Here is a 19,349-nt window from a genome sequence, read left to right on the forward strand (position 1 = left end):
TAGCGATATATACTGCGCGCCATTCTTCAAGGGAGAGCCGTGTGGCCATCGATATTCACTGGATCTGCGACAACGATAGCCTCGGCCAGCACTGCGCCGAATGGCAGCAGTTGCCATTCGTCGCCCTCGACACCGAATTCATGCGGGTCGATACCTTTTATCCCATTGCCGGGCTGATCCAGATTGGTGATGGCGTTCGCGCTTACCTGATCGACCCACTGACCATCGACAACTGGCAGCCCCTGGCCGCGTTGCTGGAAAACCCCGGCGTGATCAAAGTGGTGCATGCCTGCAGCGAAGACCTCGAGGTGTTGCTGCGCCTGACGGGCAGTTTGCCGGTGCCACTGTTCGACACTCAACTGGCCGCGGCCTACCTGAACCTTGGCTTCTCCATGGGCTACTCGCGCCTGGTGCAAGCGGTGCTCGACATCGAATTGCCCAAGGGCGAGACGCGCTCGGACTGGCTGCAGCGGCCCTTGTCCGAAACGCAGATCAGCTACGCCGCCGAAGACGCGGTGCACCTGGCCGAAGTCTATATCCGTCTGCGTCCGCGACTGACCGATGATAAATACGCCTGGGTACTGGAGGACGGCGCCGAGCTGGTGGCCAACCTGCGCCGCGAGGTCGACCCGTACGAGGTGTACCGCGACGCCAAGCTGGCGTGGAAACTGTCCCGCGCCCAGCTCGCGGTGCTGCGTGAATTATGCGCCTGGCGCGAGCAGCAAGCCCGCGCCCGTGACTTGCCGCGCAACCGCATCGTGCGCGAGCACTCGCTGTGGCCCCTGGCCAAATCCCAGCCGGACAACCTCGCCGCCCTGGGCAAGATCGAAGACATGCACCCGCGCACCGTGCGTCAGGACGGCCAGTTCCTGCTGGACCTGATCAAACGTGCGGCCAGCGTGCCCATGGACCAATGGCCGCCCGCCGTGGCCGAGCCGCTGCCGGTGGACGCCGCTGTGCTGATCAAGCAGCTGCGCGCCCTGGGCCAGACGTTCGCCGAGCGCCTGGACATGGCGCCGGAACTGATGCTGCGCAAGAAAACCCTCGAAGCCCTGGTTAAAAGTGGCTACCCCGATGGGCCTTACCAATTGCCAGACTCGTTGCGTGGCTGGCGCCGCGAGTTGATGGGCCAGGCACTGCTCGACAGCCTGGCCACTGCCGGAGAACAGCCGTGAAACATATTTGCTCCATTTATCGCAGCTTGAAAAAGATGGCATGTACCTCTACGTGCTCAAGAGCGACGCCCTGGAGCGCGTGCCGGAGCCCTTGATGGCTGCCTTCGGCAAGCCGCACCACGCGTTCGACATGGTGCTGACACCGGAGCGCAAGCTGTCGCGCGAAGACATCATCGTCGTGCTGGAAAACCTCGACAAGCAGGGCTACCACCTGCAAATGCCGCCGGCCGAGGACGAGTACATCGAACACTTGCCCGAAGAGCTGCTGCGCCGCAACGACCCCATGTGATCGGTCCTTGCCCCGTGCAGGGCTCCTGCTTCAATGAAATCGTATAAGTGGGCGGTGGCCGTAAGGATGCGGGCGGCCGTCTGCACTGTTTTTGAAAGGTTTGAACCATGCGTGTTCTGATTGCTGAACAGGATCACCCGCTCTACGCCCAATTGCTCAAAGAAGCCGCCCCGGACCTTGAAGTACTGACCAGCGGCGACTCGGCCGAACTGTCACGCCTGGCCGCCGATTGCCCGGTATGGCTAGGCCAACCGGACCTGTTGGCCACCCTGTTGCGCCAGGGCCATAAACCGCAATGGCTGCAATCGACCTGGGCGGGTATTACCCCGCTGTTGGCCGAAGGCTTGCCGCGCGACTATCGCCTGACCCGCGCCGTGGGGATTTATGGCCAGGTCATGGCGGAGTTTGTCCTCGCCTACATGCTCGGCCATGAACGCGAAGTGCTGGCGCGGTTGGTCAGCCAGGTCGAGCGTAAATGGGACAACCGCACCGGCCAGAGCCTGGCGGGGCGCAAGGTGTTGATCGTCGGCACTGGCGATATCGGCCAGAGCGTCGCGCAGTTCCTGGTGCCGTTCGGTGTCACGTTGTACGGCATTGCCAGCACTGCCCGCGAGCAGGCGCCGTTTGTCGAAGTGGCCGGGCTGGATCAATTGGGTCGGCTGGTGGGCGAGGTGGACTACGTGATCAACCTGTTGCCCAACACGCCGAATACCCATGACCTTTACGACGCGGCGCTGTTCAAGCAATTCAAGCCCACCGCCTTGTTTATCAACGTCGGGCGCGGCGTGGCAGTGGTGGATGCCGATCTGGTCGGGGCCTTGAAAGAAGGGCACCTGGCTGGCGCGGTCATCGACGTGTGCCGCCAGGAGCCACTGCCGCAGCGTCATCCGTTCTGGACGGCCTGGGGCCTGCTGTTGACGGGGCACAGTTCGGCGCCGACTTCGCCGTCGATGATGGTGCAATTGTTTGTGCAAAACCTGCGCGCCTATCAAGCCAGGCACGCCTTGCGCGGCGAAGTGAGCTTCGAGCGCGGTTACTGACGGCAGCGCCCGGCAACCGGGCGCGTTCGTTCGCAATGTCATGTACACAAAGCCTCACATTCAAGTTGGAACCGCCTTCCCCGGTCGCTCCACCCAATGACCGCAGAGCGCGCCAGGTGGCGCGCTCTGAAGGACATCTACTTGACTAAGGACAGGCAACATCATGACTACCCTCATTCCGCCCGCCATCCGCACGCGCCCCATGGCGCTTCCTAATACACCCGCCGCCCTTGCTGAAAAGCCCGAATCGGTTGCCAATACATCCGTTCCCCAGCCTTCATCGGCCTTGAAAACGGCCTTGGGCGACCACTGCAACCGACGAAACCTGGCCGACAGGCTCCAAAGCCTCATTCAGACGCTGCCCGCACAGGTACGTGCCGATGCGTCGCTGTCCCTGCCCAAGGCCAGGGAGCAGATGGAAACGGCGCTGGCCTCGCGCCTGAAAAGCACCCTGATGTACGTGTGCGAAGACTCTTCCTACCCCACGCAACCGCCCTTGGCTGCCAACCGCTTTATCAGCCTTGAGGCGTATCTGCTTGGCTGCGGCATGACGCTGCCGAGTACCCTGGAAGCGTTGGTCGAGCTCAAGGATTCGGTGCTCAGGCAAGCGCAGGTTCACCCCCTGGGCAATTTCAGTGGCGCGCTGTCCTGGCCGCTGGCGATGCCCAGCCAGGACCAGGACAGCCTCGTCAGCTTTTTGCGCAGCAGCACCAGCAAGCTGCCAGGCCTGCCGTTGCCCGAGGGCGGTAAAGGCACGCTCGGCTACCTGCTCAGCGGCAGCTCGGTGTCAGATGCCGACCTCGAAAAACCGGTTGTCGCGCTGGAGAAATTACTCGCCTCACCCAAGGCCCAGGCCTTGGGCCGCGCCCTCCAGACCCGGCTGGGCGGGGCGCCGACCCCCGGCGCTGGCGACGACTATGTGATGACCGCCCTGCATCTGGGCCTGGACCCGCAATCCCAGGTGGCCCCCACGCGCAATAGCGTTGCAGGGTTTGACCTGGCGCACAGCCAATTCTGGGGGCAACCGGCTTCGGCGGTGATGGAGGGCCTGGGCAAGCACTTGCTTGAACAAGGCCGGGTCAGCGCGCGAACCGCCAGGCTGGGCGCTTATCTGCTGCTGGCCAGGACGGCGCCTGAGTATCTGGTCAAAGACATCCCCGCCAGCGTGACCTACGGCAGCGTGATGTGGGCCCAACTGGCGATGGCAGTGGCCAGGATCGAAGCGCACACCCCCGGTCGCACGCTCTCCATGGGCTATGCCGAGATCTTGCTGAGCGCCGAGCAGCTCAAGACCGACCCGGCCCTCGGCCAGGCAATCGACTATGACGCACTCAGGGATTGGGGCGTCGTCAACGGTTTTCTGGGCAGTGCTGTCGAGGCGCCATCGGCGAATGATATGGAGCGCGTGCGGGCCGCGTATAACCACCAGCTCAGTGCGCTGAAAACCACCAGCACCTTGCTGCAAACGGCCATTCCCAGCCGCAGGACCTTGGCACTTGCCCAGCTTGCGGCGGCGTTTCCTGAGCTGGACCCCAGCCTGTTCGAGGTAAGGAGTATCCAGAAGGCCAGGCTCAAGAAGGGACGACCCGGTCTCCATCCCGGCTTGCGTTCGATGCTGGATATCGTCATGGAAGGCGGCAAGCTGGGGGCTGAAGAGCATTGGATCAGCAACGATAAACGCCTGCCCATCACGACGTTCTGCGCGCTCTACGAGCAGGGCAAGCTGGGCGTGGCCACGTCGTTCAAGACCGCCTATGACAAGGCTATCCGCGCTCAGGAAGAGGGGCACCAGGGCAAGGTCAGGCAGTTGATCGCCACATTGCCGCTGGAAGACCGCAAAAACCTGGAGTTCGGCAAGCTGGAATTCTTCCATACCAACCAGTACAAAATAGCCGGGGATTTATTCACCCCGCCGACCCTTCACGTCAGGGGCCATACCCTGGAGGTGAAGACGACGCGCAACGGGCAGGTCAACCTCTACACCATCGACACGCGACGCGGCACCATCGAGAAGGAAAATTTCCTGCTACGCCGCCGCACAGCGCCTTACACCGCCAGCAAGATGGAGGAACGCGAGGCCAATATCCTGGCCAAAACTGTGCTGTTCGAGCCCGAGGTTGGACTGGCTCAGCGCTTTCTGGAACAACCGGAGGGGACGGTGCTGCCTGACAGCTTCAACTCCTCGCGCAGCCAGTCGATCGCCGACATGTTCGTGAAGTCGCTGGACCTGAAGAACGACGACCTGTTGAAAGAGGCCCGAGGCACCACCTCCTATGATCAGGACAGCGCCAGGAACGAGGCGATTTCCCAGTTCTTTCTGAACCTCATCCCTTTGCGCTCGGCCATCGTCAATTTTAAAAAGGGCAATGTTGGCCAGGGCGTGTTCGACCTGGCCGTGGATGCCGTCGGCCTGATCACCCTGGGGGTGGGCAAGGCGGCCCACGCCGGCAAGGTGCTGGGCGCCGCGCTGTCGACGGCGCGCCAGGCAGCTAAAGCGGCGAGGTTTGTCGGCGCAGCCTTGGTCGAGGCCTTCAATCCCCTGAGCGGCCTGGGCGATTTGCTGGTGGGTGGCGGCAGACTGGCGCTGAGCGGCGGACGTTATGCTGCAGCGAAAGTGACACGGCAGCTCAACCAGCTTCGCGGTACGGCGGGTAGTTACGACCTGCTCAAGGCCGCCAGCAAGCAGCATGGCGAGGCCGCAACGGGGACCTTCAAGGTGGCGGGGGAGCCCGTTGAAGGTGGCGCCGTGCTGCACAGCGGCCAATGGTATGCCGTGGATACGCAGACCATGCGCCTCTATGGACGCCCGATCGACGACTTCGTGCCTGGTGCCCGTGCGGTGGATGGCGAGTTGACTCACGTGCCGGCAGCCGCAGAGGTAGTTGAACCCGTGACGGTCAAAGCAGACCTCGGGCCTGAGATTGGCGGAGGCGCGGAGGGGACCATTTATGAAAGCCTTGACGGGAAAAGCGTCTACAAGGACTTCGGACCGACCCTGAGGACGAGCGCCGACGGTCGCAAGGATATGGAGGTGGTCAACCTGAACAAATACTACGGTGAGGGCTTTGCCCAACTGATCATTGAAGACGGTCGTAAGTATATAAAAATGGGCAAGATCGACGGCGTGGACCTGAGCAAGATCGAAAAGGGCAGCTTGCCGCCCTCGGTGCGCTCATTACTGGATGATGCTCTGGCGGAGATGGAGGCCAAGGACATCTACCACAATGACCTGCAACTGAAAAACTTCATGTACTCCAAGAGAGACAACAAGGTCTACCCCGTCGACATGAACGGCGTGCCCGGTGAATTCATGGGGCCGGGAATCATCGATGTCTATGAGAGCCACGCCAACCAATTGCGCAGAAGCTTCAATGCGCTTATCGCCCGCGAACCTTGACGGCAGGGTGGTACGGGCGTCAATTCGGCAGCTCAGAGCTGCTGCGCGCCCGCTAGACTGACAAGTCTTGTAACGTCGTCAGTCGTAAGCGCTTGGCCCCAAGGGGCTTGGGCACTAGACTGGCGGCCTTTTCACCTACCGATACTGATGTAGAGCCATGGCCGCTAAAGTCGAACCTTTCTGGATACGCAAAACCCTTGAACAGCTCGACCAGGAGGAGTGGGAATCGCTGTGCGACGGTTGTGGCCTGTGCTGCCTGCAAAAACTTGAGGATGAAGAGGACAACAGCGTCTATTACACGCGGATTGCCTGCAAACTCCTCGATCTGAAAACCTGCCAGTGCACCGATTACCCCAACCGCCGTGCCTCGGTGCCTGACTGTATCCAGCTCACCCCAGGCCAGGCCGATCAGTTCAAATGGCTGCCGCCGACCTGCGGCTACCGTTTGGTCAGCGAGCGCAAAGACTTGCCATTGTGGCACCACCTGGTCTGCGGCGACCGCGATGCCGTGCACCACGAACGCATTTCCCAGTCCGGGCGCATGCTCAGCGAAGGCAGCGTGCCCGAGGACGACTGGGAGGATTACCTGATCTTCCGCGCCGGCTGAACAAGGAGTGTGTATGAGGGGGCGAACACAGCTGGCGGCAGGCCTGGTGCTACTGACGCTGAGCATGCCGGCGTGGTGCGCGAAGAAAGTCGACCTGGATTATCACGTCAAGCTGTTGCCCCAGAGCGACCAGGCGCAAGTGCGCGTGAGCCTCTCGCAGGGCTCGGCGGTGCGCAGCCTGGACTTCGACCTGGGCCGCGACGGTGACTACAGCGATTTCCAGGCCGATGGCCAGTGGACGGTCAGCGGTCAACGTGGCCACTGGCACCCCAGTGCCGCCAAGGCCAGCCTCACCTACCGCGTACGCCTCGCCCATGCGCGTAAGCCTGGCGTCTATGAAGCGCGAATGACCCCGAGTTGGGCGCTGTTTCGTGGCGAAGACCTGGTGCCGACCGCGCGGCTCGACCAACAAGACGGCGTTGAGCTGGTCGCGCGGCTGGTGTTCGAACTGCCGGCGGGCTGGAAGAGCGTGGAAACCGCCTGGCCGCGCATTGGCAAGCACACATTCCGCATCGACAACGTTTCCCGGTTGTTCGACCGGCCTACCGGCTGGATGCTCGCCGGCAACCTGGGCAGCCGCCGCGTGCGCCTGGGCGAGACTGAAGTCACCGTCGCCTCGCCCAAGGGCCAGGCCATGCGCCGCATGGATGTGCTGACCCTGCTGACTTTCATCTGGCCCCAGGTGGAAGCGGCGTTCCCGCGCCATCCGGCCAAGCTGTTGGTGGTGGGCGCCAGCGACCCGATGCGCCGTGGTGCGTTCTCGTCGCGTGATTCGATCTACCTCAACAGCCGCACGCCGCTGGTCAGCGAGAGCGGCAGCAGCCCGCTGATCCGCGAAGTCGTGCAGGCGATTGGCCGGTTCAACGACCACGACACCAGTGACTGGATCAGCGAAGGGCTGGCGCAGTTCTACGCCATTGAATTGCTGCATCGCGCTGGTGGCATGACTGATGAGCGATATGCCGCGGTCCAGGCGCGCCTGATCAGCGAGGGGAAGGCTGTGACCAGCCTGCGCGGCGAGCACATCAGCGGTGCGACGTTGTCACGTGCGGTGGTGGTGTTGCAGGAGCTGGACCGCGAGATCCGCGTGAAAACCCATAACAAGCGCTCGCTGGATGACCTCGCGCAGGCGGTGATGCGCGCCAACGGCATCACCACCGCCGAATTCGTTCAGCTGGCCGCAGGCATCATCGGCGAGTCGTCGGTGGTGCTGGATTCCAAACTATTGCGCTGATCAACAGCCATGCTCTTATCATTTTTTACTTAAACGACAGTATTTTTGTGGCGAGCAGGCTTGCTCCAATGTCGTTCAGTTAAGCGCCGCTCCCACAGGGGGTTGCAGTTGCCTAATAGCTATAGCTTGGAAACCGAGGTCAGTCGGTGGTCTTCACCGCTTTTTCAGCGGCCACTTCCGCCTTGGTCTTCAAGTTTTTCAACTCTTGCCCTGCACGCTCGATCTTCGTGCGCACTGCATTCATTTCCTGGCGGCCCTGCTCCAGCTTGTCTTTGAGCGAGCTGTGCCCGGTGAAACCACGCGCCAGCGCCACACCGCCGATCGCCACCTGCACCAGGCCGAAAATCCCGCCACGGCGCAGGCCTTTACCGACCATTATCACGCCACCGGCCACCGAGCCGATGCGTTCCCAGCCGTGCACGTTTTGCGTGGGGCGAGCCTGGAACGGTGTGTGCTCGATGATAGGTCGCAGGGTTGTGCTGTCGCTCATGATCTGTCTCCAACAAGGGCAAGTGTATGTAGCTGACTGCGCGCAGGCGCCGGATGTTCCCGATAAATCAGTACTTGGGGCCCGAGCGGGTGTTGTTGCCCTTGGCCAGGCGGTCGTAGAGCACCACATTGACCGTGGCGGCGAGGTTCATGCAGCCGGTGGTCGGGATATAAATTACGTCTTCGCACCAGTCGCGGATGTCCTTGTCCAGGGAACCGTCTTCGGGGCCGAAGATATACAGCGCTCGGTCGGGGTGGGTGTACTCGGGCAGCGGGCGGGCGCCTTCGACCAGTTCCACCGCGACCGGGATGCAGCCCAGCGGCAGGATTTTTTTCAGGTCGTCGATGCCGATCAGCGGGATGTCGTGGTGGACCTTCTTGGTGTCGGTGATGAAATCCCGCGCGCGCTCGTAACGCACGCCGGTGTAGAACACCGAGGCCACGCCGTAGCAGCCGGCGGCGCGCATGACCGAACCGACGTTTTCGGGGGATTTGGGGTTATACAGGCCGATGCAGCTGTAGCGTTTATTGCCCACGGGAGTGCCTTAAAAAAGGCAGCAGTATAGCGGCAAGCTTCAAGCTGCAAGTAAAAGCGGCATGGCTTTTTCTTGTAGCTTGCTGCTTGAAACTTGAAGCTGCGTAATTCAGCTGTCTTTTTTCATCAACCCCGCCAACGCCGCGAACGGGTTGTGGGTGGCCTTGGCAATGGTCGGGCTGCTGGTGGAACCTTCGCCGAAGTACTGCTGGTCGGTGTAGCGCGAGTGTTCGTTGTCGTGACAGTACAGGCACAGCAGCTCCCAGTTGGAACCGTCCTGGGGATTGTCATCATGATTGTGGTTGCGATGGTGTACGGTCAGTTCGCTCAGGCGCTTGCCGGCGAACTCACGGGCGCAGCGGCCGCACACGTGGGGGTACATTTTCAAGGCTTTGTCGCGATAGCCCATTTCCCGGTCGCGCTGGGCATCGGCGAGGATGCGGTCCAGCTTGGCGGTGTGGGAGGGCGGATTGGTCGAGCTCATCATGGCTCCTGGCTATTTGGTGGGTCACGGATAGGGTTGATTCTAGCCGCTCGCGCGTTAAATAACCGCTTCACTTTATCGATAAGGATCTGAAACTCATGCGTCTGCATTCATGGACCGTAGCGTTGTTGCTGTGCGTGGTGACTGCTCAAGCTCAGGCATTCTCTACAGCCAAGCCCGGCCAGGTGATCGAGGTCGCCCTCGACCAACTGCACCCCACCCAGGCCGTGGTGGGCTTTGATCAGATCTACTACAGCCTGGGGCTGTTCGCCGACAAACCGGCCAAGGTTTTCGATGAATATTGCGAAAGCAATGGCCAGGGCGAGGCCGGCAAGGTGCCCAAGAAGGCTGACCTGCACAAGCCCGACAGCTTCACTTGCCAGGACCCGGTAGGTACCCATTCAGAAGACATGAAAACCGTGGTGGTCGGCCCCGCTGGCCAGTTGTACCTGACTGACGGTCACCACAGTTTTACCACCTTGTGGGAAGTGCCCGGCGGCGGTCCGCATCTGAAAATGTGGGTCAAGGTCACCGACGACTTCAGCAACAGCCCGAACATGGCGAGCTTCTGGCAGCGTATGGAAGCGGCCCGCAAGGTCTGGCTCAAGGACAATCAAGGCCAGGCTCTGTCACCGCAACAACTGCCGGCGCACCTGGGCTTCAAGAACCTGCAGGACGACACATTCCGCAGCCTGGTGTATTTCACTCGCAAGGCCGCCTATGGCAAGCCGGATGACGGGCAGATCGCCCCGGAGTTCCTGGAGTTCTATTGGGGTAACTGGCTGCGCACGCAAATGGATCTGGGCCAGTACAACCTGAATAAGAAAGGCGGCTACACGGAGGCTATCGAAGCGGTTGCCAAACGTATGGTCGGCCTGGCGCCGGGCTCACAGGTGGGCGACAGCGGTTTCACCGCCCATCAACTGGGCGGCATGACCCAGCTGGACCATGATGAGCTGGAGAAGACCCTCGATAAAAAAGTGCCGTACGTCATCGACTACCGCAAATCCCACAACTGACAGGGAGCAAAAATGTGGGAGCGGCATCAGCCCTTGAGCTTTTCCGCGATCCAGATGGTATGCCGCGTGCCCTTGTTGCCGTGGGCAAACACCTGCACTTCCTCGGCCTTGAAGCCGGCCTTGCGCAGTTTGTCGCTGAATGACTTGTCGGCGCTGGCCGACCACACGGCCAGTACGCCCTTGGGCCGCAGGGCCCTGGCGCAGGCGGCCAGGCCACCGGCGGAGTAGAGCCAGCTGTTGGCTTTTTGCGTGAGGCCTTCGGGGCCGTTGTCGACGTCGAGCATGATCGCGTCAAAACCCTGGGGCTCGGCTTGCAGCACCTTGGCCACGTCTTCCAGGCGGATCACAGTGCGCGGGTCGAGCAGCGGGCGCCCGGATTTTTCCCCCAGTGGCCCACGGTTCCACTCCACGACGCCGGGCACCAGCTCCGCGACCACCACTTCGGCGGTCTTGCCCAAATGCTTGAGCGCCGACGCCAGGGTAAAGCCCATGCCCAGCCCGCCGATCAGCACTCGTGAGCCAGGGCGGCCGGCGACCTTGCGGCAGGGGATCTCCGCCAGGGCATCTTCGGAACCGTGCATGCGCGTGTTCATCAACTGGCCGCCGTCACCGCCCTGGATTTTGATCACAAAGTCTTCACCGTATTCGAACAGGCACAAGGCACCGCCGTTGTCGGGGATGGGGGTGGTGTCCAGCAGAACGAAACGTTTCATGGAAATCTCATTGGGAAGGGCATTCTTGTGCGGTAGGGAGTAGCCTTACGACATTCCGGTCAGGCCATGGAGCCATCGATGAAGTGCAGCATTCTAACGGTCATTGTGTTGAGCGCGCTCGCCTGCAGTGCGGCGCAGGCTCAGGAGTTGCAAACCGTACCGGTCGCACCCGCGCCAACCCCAGGCGCGCCGGGCACGCCAACGCCGACGTTGTACCCGCAGGTCACCCCGCCGGCCGTACCCCGGACGAACGGCTCACCGCCCCTGACTCCCATCGTGTTGCCCACTCCGCCGAAGGACCAGACGGTGCCCGGCCTGCCGCCCAATGACAGTAAGCCGAAGACGCCAGGCGGTTAGACCGGTGGTGCCATTAATTGCCCGTCGGCCATGCGCAGGCGCTTGGACAGGGCAATGGCAATCGCGCGGATGATCTTGGCGGCCACCCTCGGCGTTTCGTTAAGCATCTTCTCCAGGGCGTCCTTGCCCAGGTTCAACAGCACGCAGTCACTGGCGGCCACGCAACTGGCCGAGCGCCGCTCGCCGTCGAGCACCGCCATTTCGCCAAAGGCCCGGCCACTGCGCAGGGTGGCAATGGTCAGGCGCTGGCCGTCGTGGTGGGTTTTCTGCACCGCCACCTGGCCGCTGTGGAGGATGCACATGAAGGTGCCGGCATCGCCTTCGAGGAAAATCACCTCGCCCTGGGCAATGCTGCTGATATTGAAGTAGCCCGCGGCCACGTGGAAATCTTCCGGCAGCAACGGATCGAACAGGCCGCAGTCCATGAGCATGTCGCGGATTTCATTGCTGAGTAACGTCGGTTGAGGCATCACTGATCTGGGTCCATCAAACAAGTAAGCGGTCCTGTGTTCAGACAGGACCGTCCGGCTAAGTTCCTTACACCAGCCCCAGCACTTTGAACACAAACGCATATTCGAGCGCTACGTCACGAATTCCCTGGTAACGGCCGCTCATCCCGCCGTGGCCGGCGTCCAGTTCTGTCTTGAGCAACAGCAGGTGGTCATCGGTCTTGGTGTCACGCAGCTTGGCCACCCACTTGGCCGCTTCCCAGTACTGCACGCGGCTGTCGTTGTAGCCGGCGATCACCAGCAGGTGCGGGTAGGCCTGGGCGTGGACATTTTCGTATGGCGCGTAGGCCTTGATACGTTCGTAGACCTGTGGCTCCTCGGGGTTGCCCCATTCGTCGTATTCGGTGATGGTCAGCGGCAAATCCGGGTCGAGCATGGTGTTCAGGACGTCGACAAACGGCACTTCGGCAATCGCCGCCTGGAACAGCTCCGGGCGCTGGTTGAGTACGGCGCCGATCAACAGGCCGCCGGCACTGCCGCCGCTGATGGCCAGTTGCTTGGCGGTGGTCAGGCCTTGGGCGATCAGGTGTTCGGCGCAGGCGATAAAGTCGCTGAAAGTGTTTTGCTTGTGTGCCTGCTTGCCGTTGCGGTACCAGGCTTCACCCAGCTCGCCACCGCCGCGCACATGCGCAATGGCAAACGCTACGCCACGCTCGAGCAGGCTCAGGCGTGCGTGGGAGAACCAGGGGTCCAGGCTTTGACCGTAGGCACCGTAGCCATACAGGTACAACGGCGTGTTCTGGCCCAACTGGTCGCGCTTGACCACCAGGCTGATCGGCACCTGCGTTCCATCGGCGGAGGTGGCCCACAGGCGCTGGCTGACGTAGTCGTCGGCGTTGAACACGCCAAGCACCGGGGTTTCCTTGAGCACCTGCTGCGCGCCGCTGGCCAGTTCCAGCTGGCGCACCTGGGCCGGACGGTTCAGGGCCTCATAGCGCAGGCGGATCCTGTCGCTGGGGAATTCCAGGCTGTTCTGCACATAGAGGCTGTAGGCCGCGTCGGGCAATTGCACGCGGTATGTCGGCAGATCCTGCGGATGCACTTCGATCACCGGCAGGCCGCCGATGCGCAGGCTCAGGGTCATGGCGCTGGCGTTCAGGCTCACGCCGTCGAGCATGACCTCCTCGTTGTGGGGGATCAGGTTCCGCCAGTCGGCTTCGCTCGGCACATGGCCGGTGTCGGCGGCGACGAACAGCGCGTAGTTGATGCCGTCGCGGTTGCTGCGGATAAACCACGTCCACTCGCCATTGAGCTTGCCGTGGTCCACGTCGTATTCGTGGTCTTCCACCCGTGGCGCCATGCAGGTGAAGTCCAGGTGCGGCTGGTGGGCATCCAATGCCCAGATTTCACTGGTGGTCTTGCTGCCCAGGGCCAGCAGCAGCTGGCGTTCGGAGCTGGAACGGTAGCAATGCAGGAAGAAACGCCCGTCGGGCTCATGGAACACTTCCTGCGCCGCCGTGCCGTCCAGGCGATAGCGATACAGCTTGTGCGGGCGGTGGGTGTCGTCCAGCTCGCCGAAGAACAGGGTCACGCTGTCATTGGCCCAGGTCATGCTGCCGTCGCAGTCTTCAAAGGCGAGCTCACTGACCTTGCCGCTGGCCAGTTCCTTCACGTACAGGGTGTAGATCTCGTCGCCACTGGTGTCCAGGCTGTAGGCCAGGCGCTGGTGGTCGGGGCTGATGCTGAACGTGCCAAGGGAGAAGAAACCGCCGTTGGCCAGGGCGTTCGGGTCCAGCAGCAGCTCTTCGCTGCTGTCGTCCACCTGGTTGCTGTCGTCGGCCGGGCGCCGGCAGCGGTAGTGGCGGGCGTACTCGTCGCCGGCGGTGGTGCGCGTGTAATACAGGTACGGGCCCCAAGGGGAGGGCAGCGACAGGTCGGTTTCGAGGATGCGGCCCTTGATCTCTTCGAACAGGCTGTCGCGCAGCGCCTGCTGATCGGCGAGTTGCGCTTCCTGCCAGGCGTTTTCGGCTTTGAGGTAATCGAGGACTTCAGCGCTGTCACGCTCTTGCAACCAGGCGTACGGGTCTTGGCCAGGGGCCTTGCGGGCAATCGGGGCGGCAGTGATGTGGGTCGATGACGGCATGGATCACTCTCTGTCTGGCGGTTTGCCGCAGGCAGTGCAGCCGCGACGAGGAAAAGCCGTTATCATACCGGCCTGTTTGCCAACCTTGCCATGGACACCATGACCGAGAACGACTATCTGATCGCTTGGGGCCTTTACGCCTTTGCCGCTTTGGGCTGCCTGTTGGTGTGGTGGCGCATGACCCGCTGGATCTGGCGCTGGCTGCGCGAACCGCTGCAATTGCTGATGGCGGTGTTGCTGTTCAGCCCGACCATCGTCGACCCGGTCAAGACCCAGTTCGCGCCGGCCGTGGCGATCACCGCCATGGACCTGGTGCTCAAGGTCGGCAATAACGCCTGGCGAGCCGTTTCCGACCTGTTCATGTACACGATGATCGCCTTTGGCGTGTACCTGGCGTTCGTGTTGATCCGCTGGCCCATCGAACGCGCCGCCAAGGCCCGTCGTGAGCGCAAGGCCGCCGTGGATGCGGCCTTGGCGGCCGAGCCGGAGGACGAAGACGACGAGCCGTTTCGTCGCCCGGCGCCAGTCAGCGGTATGCGGGTAGAGCCGCGCCTTTAACGTTGTCCGCCCTGCAGCGAGAGCCCTGGCATGTGTGAATTATTGGGCATGAGTGCCAACGTCCCCACCGATATCGTGTTCAGCTTTACCGGGCTGATGCAGCGCGGTGGGCGTACCGGGCCGCACCGCGACGGTTGGGGCATTGCCTTCTACGAAGGCCGTGGCCTGCGGCTGTTCCAGGACCCGGCCGCGAGCAGTGAGTCGGAAGTTGCGCTGCTGGTGCAGCGTTATCCCATCAAGAGTGAAGTGGTGATTGGCCATATCCGCCAGGCCAATGTCGGCAAGGTGAGCCTGGCCAATACCCATCCGTTCGTGCGTGAGTTGTGGGGGCGCAACTGGTGCTTTGCCCACAACGGTCAGTTGGCGGATTTCCACCCGCGTGCCACGTTCTATCGCCCGGTGGGCGATACCGACAGCGAAGCCGCGTTCTGTGACCTGCTCAACCGTGTGCGCGAAGCCTTCCCCGAGCCGGTGGACATCGAACAGGTGCTGCCGGACCTGGTCGCCGCCTGTGCTGAATATCGTGGCAAAGGCGTGTTCAACTGCCTGCTGAGCGACGGCGACTGGCTGTTTTGCTACTGCTCCACCAAGTTGGCGCAGATCACCCGGCGCGCGCCATTTGGCCCCGCGCGCCTGAAAGATGTCGACGTGATCGTCGATTTTCAGGCCGAAACCACGCCCAATGACGTGGTCACGGTGATCGCCACCGAGCCTTTGACCGACAACGAAAACTGGACCCGCTACGAACCGGGCCAATGGAGCCTGTGGCGACGCGGTGAATGCGTCAGCCAGGGCATTACCGAGTAAGGATATCGACCATGTTGCTCAGCTATCTGCGGTTGGTGCTGTTTGCCATTGGCCTGTTGGTCGGTGTGCAGGTTCCGGGGTTTATCAACGACTACGCCAAGCGCGTCGAAGCCCATCTGATCGAGGCACAGACCGGCCTGCGCGGGTTTGAATCGACCGCGCAGCAGTTCTTCAAGGGCGATTTGCAGGCCCTGGTGGCGCACTACCGCGCCAGCGATGACCCGGTGTTCCAGAGCGACGCCAACAGCCTCGGCGCGATGCTCGACCGTCAGGTCGCCCTGGACAAGCAATTCCAGGCCATGCAGGGCCCCTGGTACATCCGTGCCCTGCAGGTGGCAGTGGCCGCCGACCCGGATATCCGCCTGGAAACCTGGAACGGCTACAGCTACCAGATCCTGCTGACCCCCGAAGCCATGGGCTGGGGCCTGGGCGGGGCGATGCTGTTGTCGTTCGGCCTGGAATGCCTGTTCCGCCTGATCGACTGGGTGGTGTTGGGCGGCAAGCGCCTGCGCCAGAGCCGGCCGATCGAAGAGCGGGATCTGAAAGGGTTGTAGGTCCACCACAGATCCAAAAGGTGGGAGCGGTGTATTCAGTGGCTCAGTACCATCCGCTCTTCGCCGACTGCCTCGGCATAACGTGCAACGACCCTCTGGCACAACCCCACTATCTCCTCCACCAACTCCACCCCCACGCGCCACGACACCACCACCTGCAAGTTCGGCAGTTTCTGCGCCATTGGCAACATCACCAGCTCTCCGCGTGCCAGCTCTTCGCTGACCAGCACCGGCGGCAGGGCGCCAATGCCGAAGCCGTCGCGCAGCAACCGCGTGATCGCCGACACCGAATTCACGCAGTTCATGCGTGGCGCGGCCACACCGTTGGCCTGCATCAGGCTCAGCACATCCTGGTGCGGGTGGGAATTTTTCGAGTAGGTGATGATGCGTTCCTGGGCCAGTTCGGCCAGGGACGCATAATCGCGATGGTAGATGGACTGGCTGGCGACGATCCAGGCCATGGGGTGGCTGGCCAGCTCCAGGCTGCGTACGGTTTCCAGGCGCAGCAGGTCGGTTTGCAGGATCAGGTCGAGAAAGCCTTTTTGCAGCTGATCGCTGAGGTTCAGTGCCGTATCGGCGACCAATTCGATTTCCACCCGTGGGAAGTGGTCCATCAGCTCGGCCACCAATGGGCTGAGCCAGGTATGGATCACTGTGTCCATCGCACCGATGCGAATGCGCCCGACCTGGCTGCTGGTGGTCTCCAGGGACTGCTTCAGACCCTGCAGGGTCAGCATCATCTGCTCGGCATAATCGAGCACCTTCAAGCCTTCCGGGGTCAGGCTCACGCCGCGTGAGTCACGCAGAAACAGCTTCACGCCCAGTTCGCTTTCCAGCACGGCAATGCGGCTGGAGATCGAGGCCTGGGTGGTGAACAGTTTCTCGGCGGTCAGGCGAAAGCTCTTGAGCCTGGCTACCCAGACGAAGGTTTCGAGGAACTTCAAATTCATGGGATCAACTTTTTCTTATGCCTGGATCGGTTTTTATTAGTTGGACGCCGCAGCGGGCAAGCGCCAAAAATCGAGCCATTCCACGATAAGCGTCGTTGGGGTGTAAGGACAACAGCGTTGCGAGATATTGGTAAAAGATCCCACACTACAAAAAAACAATGCCTACAGGAGCGATCAGCGTGAGCCGCCTTCTACTCAACTGCGACATCGGCGAAAGCTTTGGCAACTGGACCATGGGTCTGGACGCGGAGATCATGCCGTTCATCGATTGCGCCAATGTGGCCTGCGGTTTCCATGCCGGCGACCCTGGCATCATGCGCAAAACCGTCAGCCTGGCGCTCAAGCACGGCGTGCAGGTGGGCGCGCACCCTGCTTATCAGGACCTGCAAGGCTTCGGCCGCCGTTCCATGGCCTACACGCCGCAGGAAATCCAGGACCTGTTGCACTATCAGATCGGCGCCCTCGAGGGTATTTGCCGGGCCCAGGGCGGGCGGGTCAGCTACGTCAAACCCCACGGCGCGATGTACAACGACATGATGGCCAACCCGGCACAGCTGCGTGCGGTGATCGAGGCCGTCGCCGCCTATGGCGACCTGCCGCTGATGCTGCTGGCCACCCGCGACAACAGCGCGGCCCAGGCCTTGGGCGACGAATACGGGGTGATCCTGTGGTTCGAAGCCTTCGCCGACCGCGCCTATGACACCAATGGCCATCTGGTTTCCCGGCAGTTGCCGGGCGCGGTGCATCACGATTCCGACACCATCGTGCGCCAAGCCGTATCCCTCGCCCGTGGCGAGCCGCTGACCGCCAGCGACGGCAGCCCCCTGGTGTTGCGGGCCAATACCCTGTGCGTGCATGGCGATAACGCCAGTTCGGTAGCCGCTGTGCAGCGCATCCGCGCGGCGTTGAAGCCAGCATGAAGCCACGGATCGAAGTGGTGGCCATCGACTGCCTGATGGTGCGTCTGTTTGAAGTGATCGCCGAAGCCAACATGCCGTGGATGCTCGCTGCTTCCCAGCGCCTGCGCAGCGGTTTCGGCACGGCGCTGGTGGACCTGGTGCCGTCCTACACCACCTTGATGGTGCATTACGACCTCACCGCGTTGAGCCCGGCTCAGGCGCGAGAGTTGATCGACCAGGCGCTTACCGACCTGCAACCCCAGGTACAGGGCAGCGGCCAGTGCCACGTGCTGCCGGTGTGGTATGACCTGAGCGTCGGCCCCGAGCTGACCTTGCTCGCCCGGCGCAGCGGCCTGGCGGTGGATGACGTGATCCGCCGCCACAGCACCCACGAATACCAGGTGTTTGCCCTGGGGTTCGCCCCCGGTTTTGCCTTTATGGGGCTGGTGGATGAAGTGCTTGCCACGCCACGGCTCAACACTCCGCGCAAACGCGTGGCGGCCGGTAGCGTCGGTATCGCCGAGCGGCAAACCGCCGCCTACCCGGTGGTTTCCCCTGGCGGCTGGAACCTGATCGGCCGTACCCCGGCCAAACTGTTCGATCGTGAGCGCGATGGCTACAGCCTCATGCAACCGGGCGACACGGTGCGCTTTGAGTGCGTCGATCACGCCGAATTTATCAAGCTGGGTGGCGATGACACGCCGTTGGAGGCGCAGGCATGAGCCGCTTGATCATTGAGGCCAGCACGCCGCTGTGCCTGGTGCAGGACGCCGGCCGTTTTGGCGTGCGCCACCTGGGCGTGACCCAGGGCGGCGCGCTGGATTGGGTATCGATGTCCTGGGCCAACTGGCTGCTGGGCAATGCGCTGGATGCCCCGGTGGTGGAAATCACCCTCGGCGGTTTTACCGTGCAGGCCGAGGATTATTGCCTGCTGGCGTTGGCCGGGGCGGACCTGGGCGCGTATATCGATGAGCGCGCAATCAGCCCGGGGCGCGGTTTTATCCTGCAAAAGGGGCAACGTTTGCGCTTTACCCAGCCGTTCAATGGCGCGCGGGCCTACCTGGCGGCGCCGGGTGGGTTTGATGCGCCGGATGTGCTGGGCAGTTGCGCCACGGTGGTGCGCGAAGAGTTGGGCGGGCCGGACGGTTTTGGTAAAGCCCTCGGCGAAGGCGGGCGATTGGCTTATTCCGGCACCGGCGGGGCGATGAAGGTGTTGAACGTACCCACGCTGCCTGCCAACGCGCCGTTGGATGTGGTTATCGGTGCCCAGATCGGCCAGTTCAGCGGCCAGAGCCTGTTCGATGCCTTCAACACCGAATGGACCCTCGACAGCCGCGCCGACCGCATGGGCATGCGCCTGCTGGGCACGCCGCTTGAGTACCAGGGGCCCTCGCTGATTTCCGAAGGGATCCCTTTGGGGGCGATCCAGGTGCCGCCGGATGGCCAACCGATCGTGTTGCTCAATGACCGGCAGACCATTGGCGGCTACCCGCGTCTGGGTGCGCTCACGCCCTTGGCGTTGGCGCGGCTGGCGCAATGTCTGCCAGGGCAGAAGGTGCGGCTGGCGCCGATGGTGCAGGAAACGGCGCATCGCCAGCATGTGGCGTTTTTGCAGCAGTTCAAGCAGCCCTGAACCATTGCATGACTCGT

The 19,349-nt window shown here is 62.4% G+C and carries 20 protein-coding genes and 1 pseudogene; 14 read left to right on the plus strand and 7 right to left on the minus strand.

Annotated features, from left to right (window positions below):
- Positions 1-41 precede the first annotated feature (41 nt).
- The 6 genes and pseudogenes from rnd (at position 42) to AB4O05_RS12050 (ending at position 7,742) form a co-directional block, all read left to right on the plus strand.
- A complete protein-coding gene (rnd, locus tag AB4O05_RS12025; protein WP_460137374.1) occupies positions 42-1,175 on the plus strand; it encodes a ribonuclease D in 1,134 nt (377 codons plus the stop codon).
- Positions 1,172-1,464 (plus strand): annotated as a pseudogene (locus AB4O05_RS12030) (YcgL domain-containing protein). The gene rnd and the pseudogene AB4O05_RS12030 overlap by 4 nt, the downstream one beginning before the upstream one ends.
- 107 nt (positions 1,465-1,571) lie before the next feature.
- Positions 1,572-2,504: a D-2-hydroxyacid dehydrogenase gene (locus tag AB4O05_RS12035; protein WP_460137370.1), complete on the plus strand. Its 933-nt coding sequence runs from the start codon at positions 1,572-1,574 to the stop codon at positions 2,502-2,504.
- A gap of 163 nt (positions 2,505-2,667) precedes the next feature.
- A complete protein-coding gene (locus AB4O05_RS12040) occupies positions 2,668-5,901 on the plus strand; it encodes an OspG family effector kinase (protein ID WP_460137368.1) in 3,234 nt (1,077 codons plus the stop codon).
- Positions 5,902-6,058: 157 nt separating this feature from the next.
- Positions 6,059-6,508 carry a YcgN family cysteine cluster protein gene (locus tag AB4O05_RS12045; RefSeq protein ID WP_124399843.1) on the plus strand — a complete coding sequence of 150 codons (450 nt, stop codon included), beginning with the start codon at positions 6,059-6,061 and terminating at the stop codon, positions 6,506-6,508.
- A 13-nt stretch (positions 6,509-6,521) separates the two neighbouring features.
- Positions 6,522-7,742, plus strand: coding sequence for a hypothetical protein (locus tag AB4O05_RS12050; RefSeq protein WP_460137366.1), 1,221 nt, complete (start codon positions 6,522-6,524; stop codon positions 7,740-7,742).
- A 139-nt stretch (positions 7,743-7,881) separates the two neighbouring features.
- Here the strand turns inward: AB4O05_RS12050 and AB4O05_RS12055 are convergent, their stop codons facing one another.
- The 3 genes from AB4O05_RS12055 to AB4O05_RS12065 all read right to left on the minus strand — a co-directional run bounded on the left by AB4O05_RS12055 (position 7,882) and on the right by AB4O05_RS12065 (position 9,250).
- Positions 7,882-8,232 (minus strand): YgaP family membrane protein, encoded by a 351-nt coding sequence (locus tag AB4O05_RS12055; protein ID WP_460137365.1) that lies wholly within the window; start codon positions 8,230-8,232, stop codon positions 7,882-7,884.
- Between the two features lie 67 nt (positions 8,233-8,299).
- The gene (locus tag AB4O05_RS12060) at positions 8,300-8,767 is read right to left on the minus strand and encodes an RNA methyltransferase (protein WP_460137364.1); all 468 of its coding nucleotides are present in this window, start codon (positions 8,765-8,767) and stop codon (positions 8,300-8,302) included.
- A 108-nt stretch (positions 8,768-8,875) separates the two neighbouring features.
- Positions 8,876-9,250, minus strand: coding sequence for a YajD family HNH nuclease (locus AB4O05_RS12065; RefSeq protein WP_003172528.1), 375 nt, complete (start codon positions 9,248-9,250; stop codon positions 8,876-8,878).
- Between the two features lie 98 nt (positions 9,251-9,348).
- Here AB4O05_RS12065 and AB4O05_RS12070 point away from each other — a divergent pair, with 98 nt between their 5' ends.
- Positions 9,349-10,269 (plus strand): ParB/Srx family N-terminal domain-containing protein, encoded by a 921-nt coding sequence (locus tag AB4O05_RS12070; RefSeq protein ID WP_460137362.1) that lies wholly within the window; start codon positions 9,349-9,351, stop codon positions 10,267-10,269.
- Positions 10,270-10,295: 26 nt separating this feature from the next.
- On the opposite strand, the gene AB4O05_RS12075 is transcribed toward AB4O05_RS12070, so the two are convergent.
- Positions 10,296-10,982 carry a spermidine synthase gene (locus AB4O05_RS12075; RefSeq protein ID WP_460137360.1) on the minus strand — a complete coding sequence of 229 codons (687 nt, stop codon included), beginning with the start codon at positions 10,980-10,982 and terminating at the stop codon, positions 10,296-10,298.
- Positions 10,983-11,060: 78 nt separating this feature from the next.
- On the opposite strand from AB4O05_RS12075, the gene AB4O05_RS12080 reads away from it, so the two are divergent.
- Positions 11,061-11,339: a hypothetical protein gene (locus AB4O05_RS12080; protein ID WP_460137358.1), complete on the plus strand. Its 279-nt coding sequence runs from the start codon at positions 11,061-11,063 to the stop codon at positions 11,337-11,339.
- On the opposite strand, the gene AB4O05_RS12085 is transcribed toward AB4O05_RS12080, so the two are convergent.
- Positions 11,336-11,809, minus strand: a complete 474-nt coding sequence (locus AB4O05_RS12085) for a cyclic nucleotide-binding domain-containing protein (RefSeq protein WP_460137356.1) — start codon at positions 11,807-11,809, stop codon at positions 11,336-11,338. The genes AB4O05_RS12080 and AB4O05_RS12085 overlap by 4 nt on opposite strands.
- A gap of 67 nt (positions 11,810-11,876) precedes the next feature.
- Entirely contained in the window at positions 11,877-13,931 is a 2,055-nt protein-coding gene (locus AB4O05_RS12090) for a S9 family peptidase (protein ID WP_460137355.1), read from the minus strand.
- Positions 13,932-14,030: 99 nt separating this feature from the next.
- Here AB4O05_RS12090 and AB4O05_RS12095 point away from each other — a divergent pair, with 99 nt between their 5' ends.
- Genes AB4O05_RS12095 through AB4O05_RS12105 form a run of 3 tightly spaced genes read left to right on the plus strand, consistent with a single transcriptional unit; the run spans position 14,031 to position 15,850 of the window.
- Positions 14,031-14,489 carry an MFS transporter gene (locus AB4O05_RS12095; RefSeq protein ID WP_460137607.1) on the plus strand — a complete coding sequence of 153 codons (459 nt, stop codon included), beginning with the start codon at positions 14,031-14,033 and terminating at the stop codon, positions 14,487-14,489.
- Positions 14,490-14,519: 30 nt separating this feature from the next.
- A complete protein-coding gene (locus AB4O05_RS12100; RefSeq protein WP_460137353.1) occupies positions 14,520-15,296 on the plus strand; it encodes a class II glutamine amidotransferase in 777 nt (258 codons plus the stop codon).
- An 11-nt stretch (positions 15,297-15,307) separates the two neighbouring features.
- Complete coding sequence (locus AB4O05_RS12105; RefSeq protein WP_460137351.1) at positions 15,308-15,850, plus strand: DUF2937 family protein; 543 nt, start codon at positions 15,308-15,310, stop codon at positions 15,848-15,850.
- 35 nt (positions 15,851-15,885) lie between these two features.
- Here the strand turns inward: AB4O05_RS12105 and AB4O05_RS12110 are convergent, their stop codons facing one another.
- The gene (locus tag AB4O05_RS12110) at positions 15,886-16,800 is read right to left on the minus strand and encodes a LysR family transcriptional regulator (protein WP_460137349.1); all 915 of its coding nucleotides are present in this window, start codon (positions 16,798-16,800) and stop codon (positions 15,886-15,888) included.
- A 179-nt stretch (positions 16,801-16,979) separates the two neighbouring features.
- Here AB4O05_RS12110 and AB4O05_RS12115 point away from each other — a divergent pair, with 179 nt between their 5' ends.
- The 3 genes from AB4O05_RS12115 to AB4O05_RS12125 are packed head-to-tail and all read left to right on the plus strand — an operon-like array spanning position 16,980 to position 19,332.
- The gene (locus AB4O05_RS12115; RefSeq protein ID WP_460137347.1) at positions 16,980-17,720 is read left to right on the plus strand and encodes a 5-oxoprolinase subunit PxpA; all 741 of its coding nucleotides are present in this window, start codon (positions 16,980-16,982) and stop codon (positions 17,718-17,720) included.
- Positions 17,717-18,421 (plus strand): 5-oxoprolinase subunit PxpB, encoded by a 705-nt coding sequence (gene pxpB, locus AB4O05_RS12120; RefSeq protein WP_460137346.1) that lies wholly within the window; start codon positions 17,717-17,719, stop codon positions 18,419-18,421. The genes AB4O05_RS12115 and pxpB overlap by 4 nt, the downstream gene beginning before the upstream one ends.
- A complete protein-coding gene (locus AB4O05_RS12125) occupies positions 18,418-19,332 on the plus strand; it encodes a 5-oxoprolinase subunit C family protein (protein WP_460137344.1) in 915 nt (304 codons plus the stop codon). The genes pxpB and AB4O05_RS12125 overlap by 4 nt, the downstream gene beginning before the upstream one ends.
- The last annotated feature ends 17 nt before the right edge of the window (positions 19,333-19,349 follow it).

This window comes from Pseudomonas sp. S1_G07, assembly GCF_054668565.1.

What these genes read in the sequence shown, in the direction of transcription:
- AB4O05_RS12065 (WP_003172528.1), bottom strand. Translation starts at nt 9,250, where the DNA reads ATGAGCTCGACCAATCCGCCCTCCCACACCGCCAAGCTGGACCGCATC.
- AB4O05_RS12040 (WP_460137368.1), top strand. Translation starts at nt 2,668, where the DNA reads ATGACTACCCTCATTCCGCCCGCCATCCGCACGCGCCCCATGGCGCTT.
- AB4O05_RS12085 (WP_460137356.1), bottom strand. Translation starts at nt 11,809, where the DNA reads ATGCCTCAACCGACGTTACTCAGCAATGAAATCCGCGACATGCTCATG.
- AB4O05_RS12095 (WP_460137607.1), top strand. Translation starts at nt 14,031, where the DNA reads ATGACCGAGAACGACTATCTGATCGCTTGGGGCCTTTACGCCTTTGCC.
- AB4O05_RS12050 (WP_460137366.1), top strand. Translation starts at nt 6,522, where the DNA reads ATGAGGGGGCGAACACAGCTGGCGGCAGGCCTGGTGCTACTGACGCTG.
- AB4O05_RS12070 (WP_460137362.1), top strand. Translation starts at nt 9,349, where the DNA reads ATGCGTCTGCATTCATGGACCGTAGCGTTGTTGCTGTGCGTGGTGACT.
- pxpB (WP_460137346.1), top strand. Translation starts at nt 17,717, where the DNA reads ATGAAGCCACGGATCGAAGTGGTGGCCATCGACTGCCTGATGGTGCGT.
- AB4O05_RS12075 (WP_460137360.1), bottom strand. Translation starts at nt 10,982, where the DNA reads ATGAAACGTTTCGTTCTGCTGGACACCACCCCCATCCCCGACAACGGC.
- AB4O05_RS12080 (WP_460137358.1), top strand. Translation starts at nt 11,061, where the DNA reads ATGAAGTGCAGCATTCTAACGGTCATTGTGTTGAGCGCGCTCGCCTGC.
- AB4O05_RS12125 (WP_460137344.1), top strand. Translation starts at nt 18,418, where the DNA reads ATGAGCCGCTTGATCATTGAGGCCAGCACGCCGCTGTGCCTGGTGCAG.
- AB4O05_RS12055 (WP_460137365.1), bottom strand. Translation starts at nt 8,232, where the DNA reads ATGAGCGACAGCACAACCCTGCGACCTATCATCGAGCACACACCGTTC.
- AB4O05_RS12110 (WP_460137349.1), bottom strand. Translation starts at nt 16,800, where the DNA reads ATGAATTTGAAGTTCCTCGAAACCTTCGTCTGGGTAGCCAGGCTCAAG.
- AB4O05_RS12090 (WP_460137355.1), bottom strand. Translation starts at nt 13,931, where the DNA reads ATGCCGTCATCGACCCACATCACTGCCGCCCCGATTGCCCGCAAGGCC.
- AB4O05_RS12100 (WP_460137353.1), top strand. Translation starts at nt 14,520, where the DNA reads ATGTGTGAATTATTGGGCATGAGTGCCAACGTCCCCACCGATATCGTG.
- AB4O05_RS12045 (WP_124399843.1), top strand. Translation starts at nt 6,059, where the DNA reads ATGGCCGCTAAAGTCGAACCTTTCTGGATACGCAAAACCCTTGAACAG.
- AB4O05_RS12035 (WP_460137370.1), top strand. Translation starts at nt 1,572, where the DNA reads ATGCGTGTTCTGATTGCTGAACAGGATCACCCGCTCTACGCCCAATTG.
- AB4O05_RS12105 (WP_460137351.1), top strand. Translation starts at nt 15,308, where the DNA reads ATGTTGCTCAGCTATCTGCGGTTGGTGCTGTTTGCCATTGGCCTGTTG.